This window comes from Oryzicola mucosus, from assembly GCF_014534685.1.
Classification (GTDB): domain Bacteria; phylum Pseudomonadota; class Alphaproteobacteria; order Rhizobiales; family Rhizobiaceae; genus Oryzicola; species Oryzicola mucosus.
Genome location: NZ_JACVVX010000009.1, coordinates 21,150 through 40,203 on the forward strand (window position 1 = coordinate 21,150; position 19,054 = coordinate 40,203).

A 19,054-nucleotide genomic window follows, 5' to 3' on the forward strand; every position below is an offset into this window, starting at 1 on the left:
CTTTAGAAGGTCTGGCCGGCGAGCATGGCGAAGTGTTCGACGATCGGGCCGAGCACCAGTGCGGGCAGGAATTGCAGGCCGCCGAGAATGAGGATGATGCCGATCAGGAGGCCGACGAAGAGCGGGCCGTCGGTCGGGAACGTCCCAGCGGAAGCAGGCGACTTCACCTTGGCGGCGAGTGATCCGGCAATCGCCATGACCGGCACGACATAGGCGAAGCGACCAAGCAGCATCGCGATGCCAAGCGTGGTGTTGTACCAGGGCGTGTTGCCAGACAGACCGCCGAAGGCCGAGCCGTTGTTGCCGGCAGCCGAGGTATAGGCATAGAGGATTTCCGACAGTCCGTGCGGGCCAGCCGTGCCGACGCTCGCCACTGCAAAAGGCAGCATGGCGGAGACTGCCGTGAAGCCGAGGATGGCGAGCGGCAGGATGAGCACGGCGAGCATGGCGAACTTCATCTCGCGTCCCTCGATTTTCTTGCCGAGGAATTCCGGCGTGCGCCCGACCATCAGCCCGGCGACGAAGACGGAGAGAATTGCGAAAATCAGCATGCCGTAGAGACCCGAACCGACGCCGCCCGGCAGCACTTCGCCAAGCTGGATTAGGAACATCGGCACGAGACCGCCAAACCCGGTGAACGAGCCATGCATGCCGTTGACGCCGCCATCAGAAAGGCCCGTCGTGACGGCGGCATAAAGTGCCGTCATCGCCTGACCGAAGCGGGCTTCCTTGCCTTCCATATTGCCGAGCGCGGGATCGACACCGATGGCCGTCAGAATGGTGTTACCCTGAGACTCCGCCCAATAGGTCACGGCGACGCCTGTGATCAGCAGAACCGCCATGGCCGAGATCAGTGCCCAGCCTTGGCGACGGTTTCCGACCATCTGGCCGAAGGCGTATACGAGGGCTGACGAGATCGACAGCATGGCGAAGATGTTGAGATAGTTCGACCAGGCACTCGGATTTTCGAAAGGGTGAGCAGCATTGACGTTGAAGAAGCCGCCGCCATTGGTGCCGAGCTGCTTGATCGCCTCCTGAGACGCGACGGGTCCTAGCGAAATCACTTGGTTGGCACCTTCGAGTGTCGTCGCCGTCACCGATCCATCGAGCGTCTGCGGCAGGCCCATCGCGACGAAGGCGAGCGCCACGACGATTGCGAGCGGCAGCAGCACGTAGAGCGTGGCTCTCGTCATATCGACCCAGAAATTGCCAAGCGTTGGGACCTTGGAGCGGGCAAGCGCGCGGGTAACGGCAACGGCAAGTGCCATGCCGGTCGCGGCCGAGAGGAAGTTCTGCACGGTGAGGCCAGCCATCTGGGAGAAATGGCTCATCGTCGTCTCGCCGCCGTAGTTCTGCCAGTTGGTGTTGGTGACGAAGGAGACAGCCGTGTTGAACGCGAGATCCGAAGGCAGACCGGGGAACCCTTGAGGGTTGAGCGGCAGATAGGCCTGCAGCCGCAGCATGGCGTAGAGCGCCAAAAAGCCCGCCAGCGAGAAGGTCAGCATGGCGAGCGTATAGCCGAGCCAGCTCTGTTCCTTCTCGGGGCTGATGCCGCTCACGCGGTAGAGATCACGCTCCATGCGGCCGAGCACGGGAGACAAAAAGGTCCGCTCGCCGGAAAACACCCTGGCCATGTAGAGGCCAAGTGGTTTGATGACGAGGAGGACGGCGAGGAAAAGGAGGCTGATCTGCAGCCATCCGACAAGGGTCATGGATCTGCTCCCGATCAGAAGCGTTCGGGACGCAGGAGCGTCACGACGAGATAGACGCCAAGGGCAATGGCGACAGCGAGGCCGAAGAGGGGTTCAAGCATTTGCGTTGCCCTCAAAGCCGGTCGAGCGCGCGGGCGTAAAATGCGAGCACCAGAAGCGTGCCAGAGCCGAGCGCGATAAATATGAAGTCGGACATGTCCGAATCTCCTGTTGATACGACAGACAGGATTAAGGGCGCTTCAGGTCAGACTTCGATTGGGAAGAGCTGGGAGGGGAATAAAGAAAAGATCAGGATGCGCCCGGTACGCCAACGAACGCGCGATGGCGGCGGTGGCCACAGCACGGAGCGGTGCCTTGTGCCGCCCGAGCGACATGTCTGTTTATCGGGGCGAGGCCTTCATCGGGAACGACCGAAATGGGCGCTTGTTGCAGACTGGCAGCAGAGGGGCCGAAACCTGACGGTTCGGTTGATGGTCATGATAGCGGATAGCAGCTGTTCGTGGAGTCATCGTTGCCGGCACAATCTTCCGACCCAACTTGTGACGACCTCGACAGTGGTGGTCGACAGGTCAGCATACCGCCAACTGACGCGATGATCCGCCGCCATTCCTCTACGACCGACGCAGTACGTGGTGCCATTCAGGATGGCGTCCGATCTGGGCTTTTGCAAAAAGGCACAGCGGAATGATCTCGATCCCGTCGCGCCGCGCATCCTCGATCCCCTGACGCACCAGTCGCTCGCCGACTTTGCGGCCACGCAAGGCCGCGGGAACCTCTGTATGGTCGATGATGATCAAGTCGTCGCCGACCCGGCTGTAGGTCATTTCCACCTCAATTCCATCGACGACCAGACGGTAGCGCCCCTTCGACGGGCCACCTTCCTGCTCGACCTTCTCGTTGCCCACCAAACGGGCAACAACCCACTCTGGAGGCCTAGATTTGGTGTTTTCCGAGGCTGGCAAAGCGGCAAAGTTGAGCGGATTCAGATGAACGGTCGGCAAATGCCGACTGTGTTGTTTTGGCGCTTTCCCTAGAGTCTCTATCGCAGAATTCATGGAGACGCTCATGCCCGCACAATATCTTCTACACACCGACTATGTCGGTTCCGGCGATTTCTATACGATCTCCAATCCCAATTCAGGATATGAGCTTGCAGGATGGGCGATGCTCCATTCGACAAACGGTCGCGTTTTCCTCGCGACGAATGTCGCACCGACCGTGGATCTTTGGGGCGGCACAATCGCAAGCTCAGCCGGGACAACCACCGTCCACTACACAACGGCCGCCACCAATGGCTACATCAACGTCGATGGCACAATAAGGAACAGCAACGACGCCGGCTCTGCAATTCGCATTTGGGGCAGCAGCGCATCGATCCGTGTCGGTGAGGGTGGGAGCATCATCGCCAACGGAGACAGCGGTTACGCGATCACACTGTCCGTTTCTAGCCCGTCGACACAAGCCAGTATCATCAATAAAGGCTACATTCTCGGCAACACGGCCATTCTGCGTAACGGCTCTGAGAACGTCGTCATCACGAATAACGGTTCTATAGACATCATTTCCGGCGACGCTTACGTCGACGCTTACGGCGGCTGGGACATCATTACAAATAATGGCCTTATAAGAGGCCGCATCCTCTTTGGGGGCGGTAACGACTCCTATGACGGCCGACTTGGCAGCCAATTGGGCGGCGTTTATGGCGGCCACGGCAATGACCAGATGATGGGGGGCAGCCAATCCGATTACTTCTCTGGGGATGAGAACGACGACTTGCTGCTGGGGTTCGGCGGAGACGACGTCTTAAATGGTGGCGCCGGGAACGACGACCTCAGAGGAGGAACAGGTGCAGACCGTATGCAAGGCGGGGCTGGTAACGATACCTATGATGTGGACAACGCCGGCGACAACGTCATCGAAATCGATGGCGAGGGTCATGACACCATCAACGCAAGCGTCAGCTACTCGCTTGTTGGGCGCTCAGTTGAAACGCTCGATCTCTCCGGCGGCAACATCAACGGTACTGGCAACGAACTCGCCAACCTGATCGACGGCACATCGGGCAACAACGTATTGGACGGCAAGGCCGGCGCGGATACCCTTATAGGCCATGCGGGGAACGACACGTATTACGTCGACAATGCCGGCGATAATGTCGTGGAAGCGAACGGTGAAGGTACCGACAAGGTCATCTCCACGGTCAGCTATACGCTCGCTGGCCGTTATGTCGAAACGCTCGACCTCGTGGGGACCGGCAACCTCAATGCCACCGGAAACAAGCTCAATAATGTCCTGGACGGCAACAACGGTTCGAACATTCTGAACGGCATGGCCGGCAAGGATACGCTGACCGGCAAGGGCGGTGCCGACCGCTTCGTGTTCGATCAGGCGCTTGGGGCGTCGAATGTCGACACGATCACCGATTTCCATGCGCCGGACGACAGCATCCGCATCGACAACGCTGTGTTCCTGGGGCTTTCCGCGGGAAATCTGTCGTCCGCCGCGTTCCGGGCGAACACAACGGGCAACGCCGCCGATGCTTCGGACCGGATCATCTACGAAACAGATACCGGCGAACTCTATTTCGACCGCGACGGCAGCGGCAGCACCTATCAACCGGTCCTGTTCGCCATCCTGTCGAACCAGGAAACCATAAGCTACAAGGATTTCCTGGTGATCTGAATCCGCAGCCGACGCCAAGTACATTCGGGAACTCGTCTTCGATGACGGTTTCGGCTCGGACCCTGGGATCGTGCGCAAACATGGGGGCAGACAGCACTCCGGCTGGCGGTTCGACTTCGGCCATCTCCGTCTCAAATCCGGCAGCTGTCGCCGTTCAAGCGCCTCGCCTTCGAGCTGCGCAATATCATCAGACGTCAGCCCCCGCCCGGCTGCATCCTGTCGCTCAAGGGGAAAGTCGGCGGCCGCCTTCGAACCGCTCCAGTTGAACCGCCCGAGCAGGCAGGGCCATTTCTCGGCGGCACACCGCAAATTGGGACGCCGATCTTTCAGTTGGCAGTGATGGGTCAGGATGGGCACCTGTGCCCTGCCCGGCAAACTGCATCGCGATCTGGCCGCGTACAGCTTCAGGTGCTCGCCGCAAATCTCAAAGGCGGTTTCGCCGGACGCTTGCCCTCAATCATGTCCTCGGTAATTTCCTACGAACATTCTGCAGCGATGTGCGGGCTTGCGTTCCGCGTCGATCCTGTGGATCAAGTTCTGCGACCGCTCGATGGAACCGAGCAGCGCTAGGATCGTCCCGCGCTCGGCAGCGCCTGCATTCGGGCCGAGCGCCCGCGTGCGGGCACGCAGTTCGTCCACTTCGGGAAAGCCGACATGACCGTGGAAGATTCGATATCTGAGATGTTAAAGACGATAGACGGCTCTCCAACCGCTGTCTTTTTGAGACCCGGCTTTCCATGTCAGATGGGACTGGGCGCGGAAGCGAGTCGCCCATGGTCCAGACAATTCGCGGTCGGATATCAAGGTAAAGGCGCCGCGTTGACTTTTGTCAACGATGATGAATTATGTCAGCCTCTGCCTAACGAAAGGGAACCATGCCGATCCGCGTTGCAGATCAGATCATCCACAAGGCCGCGTGGCTTTACTACACGCATGGCCTGCGTCAGGACGAAGTGGCCCAACGGCTGGAAATTTCTCGAGCTTCGGTTGCAATGTATCTGCGCCGTGCGCGCGAAATGGGCATTGTGACCATTACCACCTCGTCAGAGCTTTTTTCCGATGACGTCCTTGCCCGGGAGTTGGAGGACGCGACGGGGCTGACTACGGCTTGGATCGTGCGGGAGGATCGGAAGGCCATGGACCCGGCCGCCGAAATGCCGGTAGTCGCCGCCTCGGTCTTCCTTGAGCTCATAAACAAGGGCGAGCGGATCGGCGTGGCCTGGGGCCGCACCGTCTATCACATAGCCGATGTCATGCCGTTCGCGGACCTGCGCGGTGTCACTGTCGTGCAGCTCTGCGGCAACCTCGGCGCACCCTACTCCTACCGCCCCGACCAGTGCACAACCGAAATCGCCCGCCGCCTCAATGCCGAGGGCATCAATTTCTATGCCCCTCTCGTACTCTCCTCGGAACGTCTTGCGGATGAGCTGCGTGACGAACCCGTTATCCGGGAGCAGCTTGCGGCCATTTCCGATTGTCAGTTGGCGCTCTATTCCGTTGGCGGCATCGAAGAAGACAGCCACCTCGTCAAATGCGGGGCTCTTTCGGCGCAAGACATGCACGACATGGGCGAGAAGGGCGCAGCCGGTGTCATAGCCGGACAGCTCATCGACCACGATGGCCATTTGTTGGATTGCACCCACAATCGACGCTGTATCTCTGCCGATCTCGATTCCATCCGCGCGATCAAGAAGCGGATGCTCGTCGTGCAGGAAGACAACAAATTTGGACCGCTGATCGCGGCGCTAAAGGGTGGCTTTGCCTCGCATCTGGTCATCACCACGTCGATGGCGCGGCGGGTTGTGGAACACTGGAGCCGCGAAGGACTCGGTAAGGCCGGCTCGCGCAGGGGCTGAAGCCCACAGGTCTGGAGTCGCCGATGCCGACCAAGCCGGTTTTCGCTTGGCCTTTGCCGACTATACGAAAGGGCGGTCGGATGGACCGCCCTTTCGCCTTTCGCTCATTGGAAACTCAGGGCTTCGGCATCCAGGCCGGCATGGCGACATCGGCATGGGCAAACTGCGGCAGTTTCACGCCGAGCTCTTCCATGTTCTTGATGTCCTGATCGTTGAGGTCTTTCTGGGTGATCAGCGTCGGAGGCACGATGACCTGCTTGCCCGGATCCTCGTTGGCAAGCAGCATGGCCAGCGTGCGCACCGAGACCTGACCGACCACGGCGGGATTCGTCGCTGCCGTCGCAGCCCAGGCGGAACCGGATTCGCGCATCGCGGCGATGTCTGAGGTGGAGATATCGGCCGAGTAGATCTTCACGCTGGAGGACAGGCCGGCCTCATCGACGGCGATCTTCACACCCTTGGCGAATTCGTCATAGGGGGCGAACATCACGGTGATGTCGGGGTTTGCGGAGATCACTGAGCGCGCCTGGTTGGCGACCGAGTTGGCGATCGGGTTGTCCATCGTGCCAAACTGGGCGGCCTCGTTGATGCCAGGATACTTTGCCTTGAACTCCTTCCAAGTCTCGTCGCGGCGGTCTAGCGGCGCAATGCCCGCGACATAGACATAGCCGGCCTTGAAGCTCTCGCCATTGTCCTTGATCGCCTGCTCAAGCGCGAGGCGGGCCAGGTCGCGGTCGGACTGCTCGACCTGCGGGATCTTGTCGTTCTCGACATTGACGTCGAAGGCGACGACCTTGATGCCGGCATCGACCGCACGCTGGGCGGCTTCCTTCATGGATTCCGTCAGGCCGTGCTGGATGATGATGCCCTGCACGCCGAGCGCGATGGCCTGGTCGACCATGTCGGCCTGAAGTGCCGCGTCCTGGCGGCTGTCGAAAACCTGAAGCTGCACGCCGAGCGCCTTGGCCTGCGCTTCCACGCCGGCCAGGTAGGACTGGAAGAAGTCGCCGGTCGAGAGATAGCGCACGAGCGCGATCTTGACGTCGCCGGGCTTGTCGAACGGCGACGGCATATCGGCAGCGAAGGATGGGACGGCGAATGCCGCGGCCCCAATCAACCCGAGCGTTATTTTGCCCAGGGTCCTACGTGTAAAATCCATGACAGTCTCCTCCACTGGTGAACTTTGATTGACTGCCGAGGGCTTGTGCCTCAGCGTTTGCCTCTTTTCGAGAGCGCAAAGGTGAATATCAGGGCGATGACGAGCACTGCGCCCTTGACGAAATCCTGCGTGTAATAGGGCGCGTTCATCATCGTCAGGCCTTGCAGCAGGATGCCGACGAACAGCGCGCCGATGGCCGTGCCAAAGGCGTTCGGCTTGGCGGCGCCCAGCACGGCGAAACCGATCAGCGCTGCGGCCACCGCATCGAGAAGCAGGTTGTTGCCCGAGGCGATGTCGCCGCGACCAAGCCGGGCAGCGAGCAGGATGCCGCCGATAGAGGCGAAAACACCGGAGATGACATAGGCCGAGATCTTGTAAGCATTGACCGGCGCACCGGCGAGGCTTGCCGCACGCTCGTTGGAGCCCACGGCATACATCATGCGCCCGAATCGGGTGTATTCGAGGAAGAACCAGATGACGATGGCGAGCACGATCAGCACGACTACGGAGACCGGAACGAGATTGGGCAGGATCAGGTCGAAGCGATGGCGGCCGAGCGCCAGGAAGGCCGGGCTGAAGGCGCCCGTCGCAGTCGAACCGTCCGGCAGCGTCATCCCCGTGGCGATCGAGCGTCCCTCCGTCGGGATACGCTGGAGGCCGAGCAGCAGGAACATCATGCCGAGCGTCGCCAAGAGATCCGGTACGCGCATATAAACGATGATGATGCCGTTGATGAGGCCGACGAGCACGCCGACGGCAAGGCAGACGAGCGTCGCCGCCAGCGCGTCGCCGCCCATCACCACCATCACATAGGACGACGCCATCATCGCAGTGGTGGCGACAGAACCGATCGAAAGGTCGAAGCCCCCGACGACCAGCGTCGCGGTGACGCCGAGCGCGAGAATGCCTGTTATCGACACGGACTGCAGGATGAAGACGGCGCTTTGCGGCGAGGCGAAGCCCCCGGTGACCAGCGAGAAATAGAGCACCATGCCGACGAGCAGCGCGATAAAACCGTATTTGATCGCGATTTCGCGAATATTTGGGGCCGAGGGCGCAAAAGCTCCGGCCGCGGCGGGTTTGCTCTCTTCACTCGTCATCATGCGCTGACCTGTCGGTGGGATTGCCCGGCGATCTCGAAGAGAAGCCGCTCGACATCGATGTCGGCATTTCGGTGCTCGCCCACAATGGTGTGTTCCGACATCACGAGGATGCGGTCGGCCACCTCAAAGGCTTCGTCGAGCTCGGTGAGGAAAAGAATGGTGGAGCGCCCGGCTGCGGATGTGCGCAGCTTCTCGCCAATGTCGCGGCGCGCGGCAATATCGACGCCCTGAAAGGGCTCGTCCAGAATGAGCAGGCGGGAAGGCTCTGAAAGCCAGCGGCCGACCATGACCTTTTGCTGATTGCCGCCCGACAGCGTCTGCATCTCGTCGCGCTCACTGCGGCACACGACGCCGAGTTCGGCGATCTGCCGGCGCGCCTTCGCCTTTTCGGCCCGGCGGTTGACTATACCAAGCGACGAGAGACGGCGCAGGAACGGCAGGCTGACATTCTCGTAGATATTGAAATCCGGCACGATCCCGCTGATCGCGCGATCCTTGGCGACGAGGAACACGCCGCGCGCAATCGCCTGCGCCGTCGTTTTCGGTGCATAATTCGTGCCGTCCAGCATCATCTCACCGGCCGACGGAGCACGCGCGCCAAACAATGTTTCGGCGAGCGCCGTCTTGCCCACCCCGACAAGGCCGGTGACGGCGACGATCTCGCCATCGCCAAGATTCAAGTCGAAAGCGCGTGTCTGCGCCGACAGCTTGAGACCACGCGCGCTGAACACCGGACGGCCGGCGATGCGCGCGGCGACCGCTCCCGCGGAGACCTTTCGGCCAAGCATAGCATTGACCGCTCCTTCATAGTCGAGTTCAGGCCCCTCGAACCGGCCTGTTATGCGGCCGTCGCGCAAGGCAAGAATGCTGTCGGCGAGGCGGCGGATATCTGACATGCGATGCGAGATATAAAGAATGGCGACGCCACGCGCCTTGAGGCGATCGACGAGATCGAAGAGGCGGTCCGCCTCGGCGCTCGACAGCGAAGACGTCGGTTCATCGAGGATCAGCACTTTGGGCTCATGTGCCATTGCGCGCGCAATGGCGACCATTTGACGGTCGGCAAGCGTGAGGTCGTTGATATTGGCAGCGAGATCGATGGCTATGCCCATCCGCGAGGCGACGGCGGCGGCCTCGCGGCGCACCCGACGCGGATTGAAGAACAGCTTGGCTCCTCTGCCGTTCATCCGGTCGAGGGTCAGGTTGGTCGCGACATCGAGATCGGCGACGACACCGTCATTGATGTTTTGGTGCACCGTGACAACGCCGGCGCGGATCGCTTCGGCGGGTGTTGCCGGATCGAAGGCGTCGCCCGCTAGCAGGATCGTGCCTGAATCACGCATATATACGCCGGAAAGAATGCGCACGAGCGTGGATTTGCCGGCGCCATTGGCGCCCATCAAAACCGTCACCGTGCCTGCCTTGAGATCGAGATCCACACCCTGCAGTACCGATACCGGCCCAAAGGATTTGCGCACGCCCTCAATGCGAAACACTACCTGTTCGCTCATTCTCTCCTCCCAACGAGCCAAGTTAGGATGGGCCGCGATCAAATGTCAAGAACGTTGACATTTGACAGAATGATGCCTTAGCTGTGAGCGATACCGCATGGCGGCAAGCGGTGGAGGCAGCCCCATGCGCAGTGAGGAGCATACCATGGACAGCCAGGTCTTCGAGGCGCTGAGCATAGAGACATTGCCGATTCGGCTGAGCGGCAACGCCGCAATCAGGGAAAAGATCGGCAGCGATTCGTCCCGCTGGACGATAAGGGAAGTCGGCGACGGCAACCTCAATCTGGTCTTCATCGTCACCGGAGAGACGGGCAGCGTGATCGTCAAGCAGGCGCTGCCCTATGTGCGCCTCGTCGGCGAAAGCTGGCCGCTGCCGCTCAAGCGTTCGTTCTTCGAGTATCACGCGCTGAAGCGCCAAAGCGTACGCGCCCCCGGAACGGTGCCTGACATCCTGTTCTTCGACCAGGCGCAGGCCATCATCGTCATGGAGTTCCTGACGCCGCACGTCATTCTGCGCCGCGCGCTGATCGAAGGGCGCGAACTGCCGAAAATCGGCCGCGACCTCGGTCTCTTCGTCGCCCGGACGCTGTTCCGCGGCTCCGACCTTTCTATGGCGACCCGCGAGAAGAAGGCGGATGTCGCTTTGTTTTCCGACAATGTCGAGCTTTGCGACATCACGGAAAACCTCGTCTTTTCCGATCCTTATTTCGAGGCGACACTCAACCGCCACACCACGCCGCAGCTCGATCCGCTCGTCGCCGAACTGCGCGCCGACCGCGACCTCAAGGTGGAGGCGCAGCGTCTGAAGCACCTTTTCTCGGCCAAGGCCGAAACGCTTTGCCATGGCGACCTGCACACCGGTTCCATCATGGTGACCGACAACGAGACACGCGTCATCGACCCGGAATTCGCCTTCTACGGACCCATCAGCTTCGACATCGGCATGCTGATCGCCAATTTCTGGATGAGCTATTTTTCGCAAGCCGGCCATGAAGCGGCACCTGGCGCGCGCAGCGCGATGCGCAACTTCCTGCTCGATACGGTAGAGACGCTGTGGGAGACGTTCCGCGCCGAGTTTGCCCATCTCTGGCGCACCGAGCGCAAGGGCATCCTTTACCAGGCAAGCCTCTTCGAGGATCGCAACGACCCGCTCGCTTCCGAGCAGGCGCTTAACATCGTCATCGACGATATCTGGCGCGAGATGCTGGGCTTTGCCGGAATCGAGATCCACCGCCGCATCCTCGGTCTTGCCCATAATGCCGATTTCGAGACCATCGCCGACCCCGACCGCCGTGCCCCCTGCGAAAGCAAAGCCCTGAAGCTCGGGCGACACCTCGCCGTCAACCGGCAACGTATCCACAGCCTAAGGGACATCCGAGAGACGGTGGAACGGCTTGAACAGGAGATTCTCGCGTGAAAGTCGGAGAACGCCACTACCATACGATCTGGTTGAACGGGGACGGCCGCTCCGTCGACATCATCGACCAGCGCTGGCTGCCGCATGAATTCCGCGTCGTGACGCTGAAGACCGTCGCCGACATCGCCGTCGCGATCCGAGACATGTGGGTGCGCGGCGCGCCGTTGATCGGCGTCACCGCCGCCTATGGCGTCGCCATCGCCATGGCGAACGATCCGTCCGACGCGCATCTCGACGCCGTTTGGGAAGAGCTGAACGAGACCCGACCGACCGCGATCAATCTGCGCTGGGCGCTGAATGCGATGCGCGAACATCTGAAGCCGTTGCCGGAGGCAGAACGCGCGGACGCCGCCTACAAGCGCGCAGCCGAAATCGCGGAAGAGGACGTCGCGCTCAACCGCGCCATCGGCGTGAATGGCCTAGAGGTCATCCGCGATATTGCAGCCAAGAAAAAACCTGGCGAGCCCGTGCGCATTCTCACCCATTGCAATGCCGGTTGGCTCGCGACCGTCGACTATGGCACGGCTACGGCGCCAATCTACCTCGCCGTCGAGGAAGGCATTCCGGTTCACGTCTATGTCGACGAGACCCGCCCGCGAAACCAGGGCGCCTATTTGACGGCTTGGGAGATGAACGGCCACGGTGTGCCGCATACGCTGATCGTAGACAATGCCGGCGGCCACCTGATGCAGCATGGCGATATCGACATGGTGATCGTCGGTACCGACCGCACCACGGCGAACGGCGATGTCTGCAACAAGATCGGCACCTATCTCAAGGCGCTCGCCGCGCGCGACAACGATGTGCCCTTCTATGTTGCCCTCCCCTCGCCGACCATCGACTGGACGGTGCATGACGGCGTCAAGGAAATCCCGATCGAGGAGCGCGCCGGCGACGAGGTGAGCTTTGTCCAGGGCCGCGCAGCCGACGGCACGATCGCGACTGTCCGTATCTCACCCGAGGGCAGCCCCGCAGCCAACCCCGCCTTCGACGTCACCCCCGCGCGCCTCATCACCGGCCTCATCACGGAGCGCGGCATCGCCACGCCCTCGCCCGAGGGCCTGAAGGCGCTTTTCCCGGATCGAAGCTGATGTTTGGAAATTAAGAATGCGGTGTCGCTTGCTTCCAAGGAACGGAGGCAGGGGATGAGCGGTCGCCAATACGCATCGAACGCGACAGATGAGCAATGGTAAATTGTTGAACCGCTGCTTCAGACACCCAGCCCATTGGCTTTTCACCCGGCGCTATTTGGCCCAGGCATGTCATAGCTAAAGCGCTTCAGCCGCTCGATGACCTCTTCGATCTGCGAGTCTCCTTCCCCGAGCGCCCGAAGCACTATCCCTCCAAGCAGCAGGCTGGATTCAATGGTTTCGGGCATGACGCTGGTGGCGCCGCTGCGCAGGAGATCTTTCATATGTGCTGTATCGCGTGCACGCACGATCACCGGAAGATCCGGCAAATCCTTTCGTATGCACCTGAGAACGGCCGCGGCCGCGGCTGGGTCGTCCAATGTGATGACGGCGGCGCGAGCATGGTCCACTCTGGCGGCCTGGGTGATGGCTTCCTTAGCGGCGTCCCCGAAGAAAACCTGCAGACCTTTTGCGCGTGCCTCCGCGACATTGGCTGCATCAAGATCAATAGCCACCCACCGCAGGTCCCGCGCCTCGAGCATCTGGGCGATAGTCTTGCCCACGCGACCGAAACCGGCAATGACGACATGCCCGGAGTAGCATTCCGCCTCGGCTGCCAACGAGGCTATACCGCCAACTCCTCGCTGTTCAAGCCAGGCTTGCGCACGCCGCCCCGCCATGGCCAAGACTGGCGTCGATGCCATGCTGATCGCTACGACTGCGAGCAGAAATTGCCCGGTTGCAACTGGAAGCACCCCGGTTCCCATGGCAAGCGTGAACAGGACGAAGGCAAATTCTCCTCCTTGAGCAAGATGAAGACCAGCATTTGCCGCGATGGATATTGGCAACCCGAACAGCCGCCCGACGAGCATCCCGACCATCGCCTTGGAAACCATGAGGCCCGCCGCAACCGCCACGACCTGCGGCAACTGGGGAAGGATGACCCTCATGTCCACGAGCATGCCGATCGAGATAAAAAATAACCCCAGGAGGATGCCCCGCACTGGACGGATATCCGCCTCGATTTGGTGTCGGTATTCGGTTCCAGCTAGCATCAGCCCGGCCAGGAAAGCTCCTAAGGCCATCGACAGCCCTGCCTGGGCGGTTCCCCATGCCGTCGCCAGCACAACCAGCAGCGTTGCCGCCGCGAAAAGCTCCGGGCTGCGCGTGTCCGCGATCATGCGGTAGAGCGGCCGAAGGACTACCCTGCCGACGACAATGAGCATGACGAGGGCCGCGATCGCTTTTAGCCCCGCAAACATCAGGGCAAGGGCGAGCGCCTCCGATTCTCTGCCCAGCGCGGTTACAACCGCCAAGCCCGGTACCACTGCTAAATCCTGGAGCAGCAGCACCGAAAGGATTACCCGGCCGAAATGCGTAGAAAGTTCGCCTCTTTCAGAAAGGAGCTGAAGGACGAAGGCTGTCGAGGACAATGCAAGCGCCCCGCCGATGACGGCAGCCTGCCCCCACCCCGCTCCAAACAGGAGCGCACTACCTGCGAGGACGACTCCGGTTGCTGTTACCTGCGCCACGCCTAAGCCGAAAACATAACGCGCCATTACCCTCAATCGCTCGACCGACAACTCAAGGCCGATCGCGAAGAGCATGAAGACAATTCCCAGCTCCGCAAGCCGATGGGTGCCTTCGAGCTCGCGTATCAACGCCAAGCCATGAGGGCCAATGGCCACCCCAGCGACAAGATAGCCGATTACAGAATTGACACCGAAGCGCCGGAACAGCGGCACAACCATTATTGCAGCGAGAAGGAGGACGACCGCATCACGCAGGAGCGAATAATCTTGGGGCGCTTGTTCAGGCATCTTTCTCGACCATAACACGTCTGAAGCATTGCTGCTCCGAGCAAAGGCAGCTTCCGGAATGATGTTGTGCTGCCATATCTGGATTTGGCAACCCGCTCCTGCAGGGGTATCGCCTGGATATCGGACATGCCTGCGCAAGCGAGGGTGTGCCACGACCCTCACAACCGGCCGCGCCTTCTTCTGGATCGCGCGGATCGAGGCAAAAACAGCATCTAGGGCCGCCATTTCATGGCGCATCGGCTCCGGCTCATTGCCTTCGACGAATATCGGAGCGCAGCTATCAGCGCGCCATCAGGATCGGCACGGATGACTTGTCGAGCATCGATTTCGTCACACCGCCAAAGAGGCGCTCCCTGAGGCGCGAATGCCCGTAGGCGCCCATGACCATGAGTTCAGTCGCGGTATCCTGAGCGTGCTGGCGCAACGCGTCCGCGACGGAGCGGTTCATCCGGGGCAGCCGGTCTATCGTCAGCTTGACTCCATGGCGGGCGAGATAGGCGGCCGCGTCGGCACCGGGCTCCTCGCCGTGATATTCTTCTCCCTGCACGGGATCGACCAGTACGAGGCGTACGTCTTCCGCACCTATCAGCATCTCAAGGGATTCTCGAACGGCGCGCGAGGCCTCGATACGAGAATCCCAGGCAACCAACACGCGCTTCGGCTTGAGCGTCGGCGACGACCCTTCGGGCACAAGAAGAAGCGGCTTTCCGGAGGAAAACAGCGCGCCTTCTATTACTTTTTCCTTCAGTGTAGCGCCGGCCAGGACCTCCGGCCCGAGGACCGTCAGGTCGGCATAGCGAGCTCGCCGTCCGATCGCCTCGTCGCCCTGTCCGAATTCGGCATAGTCGCTAGTGACATCGGCTGACAGTGTATTGCCGGCGAGCAGAACCGACACTGCGGCGGTCCTCGCATCCACGCGCCGCATATCCTCTTCTTGTTCCTCCAGCCATGCCAACGAGAGATTTCTGGCCGAACCTATCGGCGGCGGCGCGGCCAGCGCAATGACAAGCACCGAAAAATGGGCTTTCACCTCCTCGCACAGGCCGGCCGTAAGCTTGAGGTCGCCATCGCCGAAGCCGGAACCGGTGACGGTAAGGATTGTTTTGTACGACATTGCGGAGTTCCTGGTCTGTTAAGGATTCCAATTGCTGCAATGAACCTATTGGGCCGAGCCGACCCGGTCTTTGCGCTGCATCAAAGCTCCGGCCTCGAAAAATTGATCCTGATCAACGATCGCATGCGCGAATGGCGTATCGTTCGAATGGATCCACCGGCAGGTGCCTAAAATGAACCTGCTCGTCGCTTCTCTTCTGGCCGTCGCGTTCCTCGTTGCGGCATCCGCGCAGGAAAGGGCTACGGCGGGGCGGAATTCGCGACTGGCGAAGTCGCGGCCGGAGTGAGAGACATGCTCGCCAAGATCGTTCGGAAACTCTAGCGCCGCGGACGGGGCCAACCGTGAACGAAACCACCATGCGAAGAGCGTTGCTTGCGGTCGCGTTCATCGGCCTCTGTGCTGGATTGGCGAATCAATACCTAGGTGTCGTCGTCGTGCGGCCCACAGTCATCTGGACTGCTTCGACGGTTCCGGTCGTCACCGTGCTCGCCTTTTCCATTCTTCGCGACTTGTGGGCCGGCCGGTTTGGAGTTGATGCCATCGCGCTCGTGTCGATGTCTGCCGCGCTCGCCCTCGGCGAACCGCTCGCCGGGGTCGTCGTCGCGATCATGTATGCGGGCGGCACCGTCCTCGAGGATTTTGCGCGTGGCCGAGCCGAGCGCGACCTTACCGCGTTGACCGACCGCTCCCCTCGCCTGGCGCACCGCAGGTTGGATGGGGCATTGGAGACGATTGCCGTGGACGAGGTCGCGGTTGGGGACGAATTGCTCGTCCGCGCCGGCGAACTGGTGCCTGTCGACGGCATTCTGGCAGACGCTGCCGCCTCCGTTGACGAGTCTGCCGTGACGGGCGAGCCCCTGCCCGAAAGGCGGATTGAAGGCGACCGTCTGCGCAGCGGCACGATCAACGCCGGCGAAGCTTTCGTTATGCGCGCTTCGGCAATTGCCACACAAAGCACCTATGCGGCCATCGTCAATATGGTCGCGGCGGCGCAGACGGCGAAAACCCCGTTCATTCGCATGGCCGACCGCTTCGCGATGGTGATGCTGCCGGCGACGCTGATCCTTGCCGGGCTGGCCTGGCATTTCTCCGGCGACCCCATCCGCGCGCTGGCCGTGCTTGTGGTCGCAACGCCCTGCCCGCTGATTCTGGCGGCCCCAGTCGCCTTCATCGGCGGCGTCGCGCGGGCCGCGCGGGCCGGGATACTGATGAAAGGCAGTGCCGCGCTGGAGGCGCTGGCCGAGGCGCGCACGGCGGTGTTCGACAAGACCGGGACACTGACCTATGGCGGCGCCGACCTGATCGAGGTCGAGACCGCCCCGGGACGGGATCCGGACAAGGCCCTGCGGCTGCTTGCATCGCTTGAACAGGCGTCGCATCACATCCTCGCGGAAAACATCGTGGCGGTGGCGCGCAAGAAGGGATTGGCGCTATCCAATCCAAGTGATGTCCAGGAGTATCGGGGCTCCGGTCTGACGGGCGTCGTCGACGGTACGTTGGTACGCGCAGGGTCGCGCTCGCTCGTTCTGGACCGCAAACCTTTGCCACTGTGGGCCGAGCCGGGCGAATTGCGCTATCGGGGGCAGCCGGTGCTGCGGGTATTCGTGGCGCTGGATGGTCGGCTGGCCGCTGTTTTGACTTTCGGCGATGCTTTGAGAGCCGATGCGCGGACTGCCCTCGACGACCTTCGCTCTGCGGGATTGTCCCGGTTCGTCATGCTCACCGGCGACGACGCTGCAACGGCTACCCGGGTGGCAACCGCCGCCGGCATCGACACGGTTGTTGCCGACGCCAGCGCCGCAGACAAGGTTGCCACCGTGGAAGCCGAAAATGCCCTGGCGGCCACCATGATGGTCGGCGACGGCATCAACGACGCGCCTGCCCTGGCGACCGCGACGGTTGGGGTGGCCATGGGAGCCAGGGGCGCCACCGCGTCATCCCAGGCCGCCGATGTCATCATCCTGACCAATCGCCTGCAGCCGGTCGCCGATGCCGTCTGGATCGCCCGGCGGACGCGTTCAATCGCGCGGCAAAGCATCATCGTCGGATTGGCCCTCTCCGGTGCCGCGATGATCGCCGCAGCTTTCGGCTTGATCACGCCGGTGGCTGGCGCGCTCCTGCAGGAGGGAATCGACATAGCGGTAATCCTCAACGCGCTGCGGGCGCTGGGTGGTGGCACCGTTCCATCGCACACCACACCTGCCAGCGCTGGCAGTGCGAAGGCAAAACGATGGTCGCCGCCAAAATGAACCCTGATGTCAGCAAGGTTCCCTTGTGCCGTATGTGGAGGAACGGGGCCATCACACCCCTCCTTTGAAGAACCGGCCGGCAAGGCCATTTGGCAGTGCGCGAAGCAGAAAGATCGCCGCCACGAACAACGCTGCCTCGCCCATAACCGGGGTCGAGACATAGGTTACCGCTTGGGAGATCGTTCCGTAGATGGCTGCCGCGACACCCGTGCCTAAAATGACGGCCGCTCCGCCCGAAATCACCGTAATGAAGGCCTTGGCGACAAATGCCACACCCATCGACGGGATCACTCCGGTCAGGGGTGCAAGCAAGCCGCCGGCCAAGCCTGCTAGTCCCGCACCTATCGCGAAGGTGACGGCGTAAATTAGGCGCGGATTGTAGCCCAGTGCCGAAACCATATCCGCATTCTGCATGGTGGCGCGCGCCAGACTTCGCCTGCCCTACGTGTTCCGTCCGATATGTGATGGATCGGGTTTAGCCTGAACCTTTGCGGCTGCTCTGTCCAGATTTTGCAGACAGCTCGCCGGATGCGAAAAGCTATTGACCTACAAAGACCGGTGCGCGCTTTTCGAGGAAGGCATCTTCTCCCTCCTTCTTGTCCGCGCTTGCCCAGATGGTACCGATCTCGATCTGCGCAGCCAACATCAGCTCCGAAGGGCTTTTCGGAAGCGTGCGGGACACGAAGCGTTTGATGGTGCGCAGCACCATCGGTGCCATCTGGGAAAGCTCCTGACCCATTTCCAGGGCGGTGTCGACATGCTTGCCCTTTTCGACGACCTGGTTGATCAGACCCACTTCCAGGGCGCGGTCGGCCGAGATCGGCTTGCCCATCATCAGCAGTTCCATCGCGATCTTGTGCGGAATGCGTGCCGCCAGTGCGGCCGCGACGCCACCGGTGACACCCACCCGCGCTTCCGGATAGGAGAAGCGAGCGGTGGCGTCTGCCACGCAGAGATCGCTCATGACCATGGTCATCAACGCACCGCCGATACACCAGCCATGAACTGCGCAGATGATCGGCTTCTCGGATTCGAAGCCGACCGTCGGCATGATCCGCCATATCTCCGGCGGGTCTTTGATGTCGGCGCCCGCGGAGAATGCCTTCTCCCCTGCGCCGGTAAGCACGGCGACCCGCATGTCGGACGCCTCGAACTCCTGGAATGCGGCTTGGAGATCAAGCGCCGATTGTCGATCGACGGCATTGGACCGCTCGGGACGATTGATGGTGATTAGCCTGACCTTGCCGTGGTCGGTGATTTCGATCTTGGACATGTTCTCGATTCCTGGGATTTTGATGCCG

General features: G+C 61.5%; 15 protein-coding genes and 1 pseudogene. 6 read left to right on the forward strand and 10 right to left on the reverse strand.

What is annotated here, in order from left to right; all coding sequences use genetic code 11:
- Window positions 1-2: 2 nt before the first annotated feature.
- From kdpA to ICI42_RS20640, 3 genes are all read right to left on the reverse strand, one after another.
- The gene (gene kdpA, locus ICI42_RS20630) at window positions 3-1,712 is read right to left on the reverse strand and encodes a potassium-transporting ATPase subunit KdpA (protein ID WP_188166505.1); all 1,710 of its coding nucleotides are present in this window, start codon (window positions 1,710-1,712) and stop codon (window positions 3-5) included.
- Window positions 1,713-1,726: 14 nt separating this feature from the next.
- Complete coding sequence (kdpF, locus tag ICI42_RS24280; RefSeq protein WP_082352480.1) at window positions 1,727-1,813, reverse strand: K(+)-transporting ATPase subunit F; 87 nt, start codon at window positions 1,811-1,813, stop codon at window positions 1,727-1,729.
- Window positions 1,814-2,323: 510 nt separating this feature from the next.
- Window positions 2,324-2,779: a GNAT family N-acetyltransferase gene (locus tag ICI42_RS20640; RefSeq protein WP_230980481.1), complete on the reverse strand. Its 456-nt coding sequence runs from the start codon at window positions 2,777-2,779 to the stop codon at window positions 2,324-2,326.
- Here ICI42_RS20640 and ICI42_RS24190 point away from each other — a divergent pair.
- The 3 genes and pseudogenes from ICI42_RS24190 (at window position 2,766) to ICI42_RS20655 (ending at window position 6,250) form a co-directional block, all read left to right on the forward strand.
- A complete protein-coding gene (locus ICI42_RS24190; protein WP_210317428.1) occupies window positions 2,766-4,394 on the forward strand; it encodes a calcium-binding protein in 1,629 nt (542 codons plus the stop codon). The two genes, ICI42_RS20640 and ICI42_RS24190, sit on opposite strands and share 14 nt — an antisense overlap.
- Window positions 4,395-4,461: 67 nt before the next feature.
- Window positions 4,462-4,964 (forward strand): annotated as a pseudogene (locus tag ICI42_RS20650) (replication initiator protein A); the annotation flags it as partial.
- A gap of 305 nt (window positions 4,965-5,269) precedes the next feature.
- Entirely contained in the window at window positions 5,270-6,250 is a 981-nt protein-coding gene (locus ICI42_RS20655) for a sugar-binding transcriptional regulator (RefSeq protein ID WP_188166507.1), read from the forward strand.
- Window positions 6,251-6,365: 115 nt separating this feature from the next.
- Here the strand turns inward: ICI42_RS20655 and ICI42_RS20660 are convergent, their stop codons facing one another.
- From ICI42_RS20660 to ICI42_RS20670, 3 genes are read right to left on the reverse strand one after another with little or no spacing between them, the layout of a single operon-like run.
- Window positions 6,366-7,409, reverse strand: coding sequence for a substrate-binding domain-containing protein (locus tag ICI42_RS20660; protein ID WP_188166508.1), 1,044 nt, complete (start codon window positions 7,407-7,409; stop codon window positions 6,366-6,368).
- Between the two features lie 50 nt (window positions 7,410-7,459).
- Entirely contained in the window at window positions 7,460-8,509 is a 1,050-nt protein-coding gene (locus tag ICI42_RS20665; RefSeq protein WP_188166586.1) for an ABC transporter permease, read from the reverse strand.
- Window positions 8,509-10,023, reverse strand: coding sequence for a sugar ABC transporter ATP-binding protein (locus ICI42_RS20670; RefSeq protein ID WP_188166509.1), 1,515 nt, complete (start codon window positions 10,021-10,023; stop codon window positions 8,509-8,511). Before ICI42_RS20670 ends, ICI42_RS20665 begins: the two co-directional genes overlap by 1 nt.
- A gap of 145 nt (window positions 10,024-10,168) precedes the next feature.
- On the opposite strand from ICI42_RS20670, the gene mtnK reads away from it, so the two are divergent.
- Window positions 10,169-11,440 carry an S-methyl-5-thioribose kinase gene (gene mtnK / locus ICI42_RS20675; protein WP_188166510.1) on the forward strand — a complete coding sequence of 424 codons (1,272 nt, stop codon included), beginning with the start codon at window positions 10,169-10,171 and terminating at the stop codon, window positions 11,438-11,440.
- On the forward strand, window positions 11,437-12,531 hold the full coding sequence (mtnA, locus tag ICI42_RS20680) for an S-methyl-5-thioribose-1-phosphate isomerase (RefSeq protein ID WP_188166511.1): 1,095 nt from the start codon (window positions 11,437-11,439) through the stop codon (window positions 12,529-12,531). Before mtnK ends, mtnA begins: the two co-directional genes overlap by 4 nt.
- Before the next feature lie 143 nt (window positions 12,532-12,674).
- On the opposite strand, the gene ICI42_RS20685 is transcribed toward mtnA, so the two are convergent.
- Together ICI42_RS20685 and ICI42_RS20690 are read right to left on the reverse strand one after the other, a co-directional pair.
- Window positions 12,675-14,627, reverse strand: coding sequence for a monovalent cation:proton antiporter-2 (CPA2) family protein (locus tag ICI42_RS20685; RefSeq protein ID WP_188166512.1), 1,953 nt, complete (start codon window positions 14,625-14,627; stop codon window positions 12,675-12,677).
- 43 nt (window positions 14,628-14,670) lie between these two features.
- Complete coding sequence (locus ICI42_RS20690) at window positions 14,671-15,504, reverse strand: universal stress protein (RefSeq protein WP_188166513.1); 834 nt, start codon at window positions 15,502-15,504, stop codon at window positions 14,671-14,673.
- Between the two features lie 356 nt (window positions 15,505-15,860).
- Between ICI42_RS20690 and ICI42_RS20695 the strand changes: the two genes are divergently transcribed.
- Window positions 15,861-17,753 (forward strand): heavy metal translocating P-type ATPase, encoded by a 1,893-nt coding sequence (locus ICI42_RS20695; RefSeq protein WP_188166587.1) that lies wholly within the window; start codon window positions 15,861-15,863, stop codon window positions 17,751-17,753.
- A 51-nt stretch (window positions 17,754-17,804) separates the two neighbouring features.
- Here ICI42_RS20695 and ICI42_RS20700 read toward each other — a convergent pair whose 3' ends face one another.
- Both ICI42_RS20700 and ICI42_RS20705 read right to left on the reverse strand, forming a co-directional pair.
- A complete protein-coding gene (locus ICI42_RS20700) occupies window positions 17,805-18,167 on the reverse strand; it encodes an ABC transporter permease subunit (RefSeq protein ID WP_188166514.1) in 363 nt (120 codons plus the stop codon).
- Between the two features lie 124 nt (window positions 18,168-18,291).
- The gene (locus tag ICI42_RS20705) at window positions 18,292-19,026 is read right to left on the reverse strand and encodes an enoyl-CoA hydratase/isomerase family protein (RefSeq protein ID WP_188166515.1); all 735 of its coding nucleotides are present in this window, start codon (window positions 19,024-19,026) and stop codon (window positions 18,292-18,294) included.
- Between the last annotated feature and the right edge of the window lie 28 nt (window positions 19,027-19,054).